We start from the raw sequence: 4,995 nt of genomic DNA, 5'->3' as shown, positions 1-4,995 counted from the left end.
AATACTTCAGTATCATTTATGATTTGCTGGATGTGGTCACCAAAGCGATGACCGGGATGCTGGAACCCGTCTACAAAGACGAAATCATTGGTTTGGCTCGTGTTGATGATGTATTCAGCTCACCGAAATTCGGCGACATTGCCGGTTGTCTGGTGCTGGAAGGCAGTGTTAAACGTAACAATCCAATTCGTGTTCTACGTGATAACGTTGTTATCTATGAAGGTGAACTGGAATCGCTGCGTCGTTTCAAAGATGATGTTAACGAAGTGAATGCCGGTACCGAATGTGGTATTGGTGTGAAAAACTATAAAGACGTTAAACCGGGCGATCAAATTGAAGTATTTGAACGTGTATTAATGAAACCGAGTCTTTAATGGCAAGAGAATTTAGTCGCACAAATCGAATCAGCGAGGTCATGATGCGTGAATTGGCTTTGCTGATTCAGCATGATCTGGCCGATCCGCGTGTAAGTATGGTCACGGTGTCACATGTTGATGTGACATCTGATCTGAAATATGCGCGTATTTATGTCACTCGGCTTAGTGGGTTTGATTCAGAAGAAGCCGCTAAAGAATGTCTGGCTGGTTTGAATAATGCCGCTGGCTTCTTACGTCGGGCGCTGGCCAAACGCGTGAAGTTACGCATCATGCCTGAACTGCAGTTTCGTTATGACACGACTTTGGAGCACGGCTTTTATATGGATGAGCTGATTTCCAAAGCTAATGCTGATATCAAAGACGAACAGGATCCTGATCCCGAAACTGATAAAGATTGAGTTTCGCCAATGGCAAAACGCAATAAAAAAGGTCGAGATATTACGGGTATCGTGATTATCGACAAGCCAACCGGATTAAGCTCAAATCATGTTTTGCAACGCGTTAAACGATTATTTAATGCAAACAAGGCAGGACATACCGGCAGTCTCGACCCCTTAGCCACCGGGGTATTACCAGTCTGCCTGGGCGAAGCGACTAAACTTTCCACCTATTTACTGGATGCTGACAAACAATACCAAGTGCGTTGTCAGTTGGGCATTCTTACCGATAGCGGTGATAGTGATGGCGAGGTGATAGCACAACAAGCCATTCCAGAATATTCCCCTGAACAGCTGCAGCAGGTTTTGCTGGATTTTGTCGGAGAGCAACAGCAGATCCCGCCTATGTTTTCTGCGTTAAAACATCAGGGCCAGCCATTATATAAATTGGCACGACAGGGTATTGAAATTGAACGAAAGTCACGCCTTATTACCATCTACAGTATTGAATTACTGGCATGCGATGCCGAGAGTTTTACCTTGCAGGTTGCCTGTAGCAAAGGAACCTATATTCGTACGCTGGTGCAGGATATTGCTGCCGCTTTAGGCAGCTGCGGACATGTCAAAATGCTGAGACGTACTGATGCGGCAGGCTATGATTTAACCCAGGCATTAAGTCTGGAAGCATTAGGGGAGTTGGCCGAGCAGCAAGGATTGGCAGGACTTGATAGTCAGTTACTTCCAGCCCATGAAGCTTTGCCGGACTGGCCCCACATCAAACTGGATTCGGCAATGTCTGATGATATGCGATACGGTCGGGCAGTCAAAACTGATGTTCAGGGACAAAGCGCAAAAGTCCGTTTATTTGATTATCAGGATCAATTTATCGGTCTGGGGGAATTGGCCGTGGACGGCACAGTTTCAGCAAAACGTTTGTTTGTTACCGGTGATACGGTTTAACTCGCTTGTGAATAGCGGATAAAACCGGTAAAATTCGCCACTCTTAAAAGGTTGGGTAATTCGGTTCAACGGGCTGGATTATTTCAGAATTTAACTCATAGCTAAAGGCTATAAAAAGTTGGAGTTTTTATGTCAATTACTGCAGAACAAAAGCAAGAAATCATTAAAAAATACGGTCGTACCGAAGGCGATACCGGCTCAGCTGAAGTTCAGGTAGCGTTGCTGACAGCACGTATTACAAATCTTTCAGACCATTTTAAAACTAACATCCATGATCATCACTCACGTCAAGGTCTTTTAAAAATGGTTAGTGGTCGTCGTAAAATGCTCGATTACCTGAAAAAAACGGATATTAACCGTTACCGTGATTTAATTGCTGACTTAGGTCTGCGTCGCTAAATTACTCGACGTGGTCTGTAAAACATCTCATCGAGCCTCCGCCAATATCATTGGCATTAGGCTGGTGCGTTGACTGATATGCCCCTGAAATCCCCCGCGGTTTCAGGGGCATATTCATTTATGCGTTTATCGTTTTTTAAATCAGTTATGAAAAGGTTCATGGCTGATGTAGTCAAGAGAAGGAAATACTAGTGAATTCAGTAAAAAAGACAGTTCAGTTCGGTGAGCACATTCTCAGCTTGGAAACCGGAAAAATCGCCCGTCAGGCCGGTGGCTCCATTATTGCCAGTCTGGGTGAGACATCAGTGCTTGTAACTGTAGTCGGAAAGAAGAATGTAAATCCTGGCCAGGATTTCTTTCCGTTAACCGTAAATTATCAAGAACGTACTTATGCTGCAGGTAAAATACCGGGTGGTTTCTTCAAACGTGAAGGCCGTCCTTCCGAGAAAGAAACACTGACCTCCCGTCTGATCGATCGTCCACTGCGTCCATTGTTTCCTAAAGGTTTCATTAACGAAGTACAGGTTATTGCCACCGTAATGGCATTGGATCCTGAAATCGATCCTGATATCCCGGCAATGATTGGTGCTTCTGCTGCCCTGGCAATTTCCGGAATCCCGTTTAATGGCCCATTAGGTGCTGCACGGGTAGGCTATGTTGATGGTAACTACATCCTCAACCCCTCCAAAAAACAATTGGCGACCAGTTCACTGGACTTGGTTGTTGCCGGTACTGAAAGTGCTGTATTGATGGTGGAATCCGAAGCATCTGAATTGCCTGAAGAGGTGATGTTAGGTTCTGTTATGTATGGTCATCAGCAAATACAGACAGCGATCAAACTGATTGATGAATTGAAAGCAGAAACCGCTAAAACAGCCTGGGATTGGACTGCTCCGGAAAAAGATGATCGTTTGTATAACGCTGTTAAAGATCAAGCGTTTGAAGGTATTAAAAATGCCTATGCTATCAGTGACAAAATGCAGCGTCAGGATCAACTGGCTGAAATTCGCCAGGCAGCAGTTGCTGAATTAGTCAGTGAAGATGGCGAATGGTCTGAAGATGACGTAAAAGGCGTGTTTGGCAAACTGGAAAAAGAACTGGTTCGTGGCCGCATTATTGCCGGTGAACCACGTATCGATGGTCGTGATACCAAAACGGTACGTCCAGTTTTCGTTGAAACCACTGTACTACCGCGTGTTCATGGTTCTGCATTGTTCACCCGTGGTGAAACTCAGGCTATTGTTGTGGCAACATTGGGTGCTGAACGTGATGCACAGATGATTGATGCTGTTGAAGGTGAATACCGTGACCGCTTCATGCTGCATTACAACTTTCCGCCATTCTGTGTCGGTGAAACCGGTTTGGTCGGTTCACCAAAACGCCGTGAAATCGGCCATGGTAAATTGGCTAAACGTGGTATCCAGGCCGTTATGCCATCCGCTGAAGAGTTCCCATATGTGGTTCGTGTGGTTTCTGAAATCACCGAGTCCAATGGTTCAAGTTCAATGGCGTCTGTGTGTGGAACATCATTGGCGTTAATGGATGCCGGTGTACCAATTAAAGCACCAGTAGCCGGTATTGCGATGGGTCTGATTAAAGAAGCGGATGGTTACGCCGTATTGACTGATATTCTGGGTGATGAAGATCACCTGGGTGATATGGACTTTAAAGTGGCCGGTACCGAGAAAGGTGTTACCGCACTGCAAATGGATATCAAAATTGAAGGTATCAACGAAGAAATCATGCGTACCGCATTGGCGCAAGCCCGTGATGGGCGTCTGCATATTCTGGAAAAAATGAATGCAGTGATTTCAACGCACCGTCAGGAAATGTCTGAATTTGCTCCACGTATTATCACTGTGAAAATTCATGCTGATAAAATCCGTGATGTAATCGGTAAAGGTGGTGCGACCATTCGTGCAATCACCGAAGAAACCGGTGCGACCATTGATATTCAGGATGATGGCACCGTGATGATTTTCTCTTCAGATTTCAATGCCGGTCAGGATGCTCTGCACCGTATTGAGCAAATCACTGCAGAAGTTGAAGTCGGCAAGGTCTATCAGGGCCGTGTTGCCAAGCTGATGGATTTCGGTGCGTTTGTTACTATTCTGCCGGGTAAAGATGGTCTGGTACATATTTCACAAATCTCTGATGAGCGTGTGGAAAATGTCAGCGATAAACTGTCTGAAGGTGACATGATTGACGTTAAGGTACTGGAAGTTGATCGCCAGGGCCGTATTCGTCTGAGCATGAAAGCTGTTAACGAAGTTACTGCAGACTAACGCAGTCAGTTACGTTAGACTTAAAAGCCCCGCACTGCGGGGCTTTTTTTTGGAATGAATAATGCGAAACAAGTTCATTAAACCCTTTTTGGCTATGTTGCTGCTAGTCTCCATGGGGGCGAGCGCAGATACACTCAGAGTGGCCGCGGCTGCCAATTTGCGGTTTGTTTTACCTGAATTGATACGTGAATATGAACACTCTTCTCACCATAAGATTAATGTAACTTACGGCGCGTCAGGAAATCTGGCGACACAGATAATTCATGGTGCGCCTTATGATGTATTTTTTTCAGCAAATCCGTTGTTTATTGATATTTTAATGGAACAGCAAAAACATCGTGGGCAACGTATCAACTATGCGCACAGTGAAATAGTGTTATTTGCTAATCAGTACTCATCATTAAACCTGGATAATCAGCTGCAAGGTCTAAAACAGGCTATTGAACAGAATCAGCTGGAAAAATTTGCGATTGCCAATCCTAAACATGCGCCATACGGCAAACTCGCACAACACCTGTTGATGGAAGCGGATATTTGGCAGACCATTCAACCGCAGCTGTTATTGGCAGAAAGTGCTTCACAGACACTGCAGTTTGC

Annotated in this window: 6 protein-coding genes; all 6 read left to right on the top strand. The window is 45.1% G+C overall.

Features of this window, described 5'->3' with window-relative positions; translation table 11 throughout:
• Nucleotides 1-374, top strand: a 374-nt coding sequence (locus B3182_RS07605) for an EF-Tu/IF-2/RF-3 family GTPase (RefSeq protein ID WP_349677930.1), incomplete at its 5' end; no start/stop codon positions are given.
• On the top strand, nt 374-775 hold the full coding sequence (gene rbfA, locus B3182_RS07600; RefSeq protein ID WP_014706505.1) for a 30S ribosome-binding factor RbfA: 402 nt from the start codon (nt 374-376) through the stop codon (nt 773-775). The genes B3182_RS07605 and rbfA, both read left to right, overlap by 1 nt.
• A 9-nt stretch (nt 776-784) precedes the next feature.
• Nucleotides 785-1,714 carry a tRNA pseudouridine(55) synthase TruB gene (gene truB, locus B3182_RS07595; protein WP_278361241.1) on the top strand — a complete coding sequence of 310 codons (930 nt, stop codon included), beginning with the start codon at nt 785-787 and terminating at the stop codon, nt 1,712-1,714.
• Nucleotides 1,715-1,843: 129 nt separating this feature from the next.
• Nucleotides 1,844-2,113 (top strand): 30S ribosomal protein S15, encoded by a 270-nt coding sequence (rpsO, locus tag B3182_RS07590; protein WP_278361242.1) that lies wholly within the window; start codon nt 1,844-1,846, stop codon nt 2,111-2,113.
• Between the two features lie 191 nt (nt 2,114-2,304).
• Nucleotides 2,305-4,398, top strand: coding sequence for a polyribonucleotide nucleotidyltransferase (pnp, locus tag B3182_RS07585; protein WP_292752204.1), 2,094 nt, complete (start codon nt 2,305-2,307; stop codon nt 4,396-4,398).
• Between the two features lie 61 nt (nt 4,399-4,459).
• The coding region (gene modA / locus B3182_RS07580) for a molybdate ABC transporter substrate-binding protein (RefSeq protein WP_292752201.1) at nt 4,460-4,995 on the top strand (536 nt) is incomplete at its 3' end.

The sequence above is a fragment of the Methylophaga sp. UBA4204 genome (assembly GCF_002379485.1).
Classification (GTDB): domain Bacteria; phylum Pseudomonadota; class Gammaproteobacteria; order Nitrosococcales; family Methylophagaceae; genus Methylophaga.
This window is presented reverse-complemented; position numbering and strand designations above follow the sequence as displayed.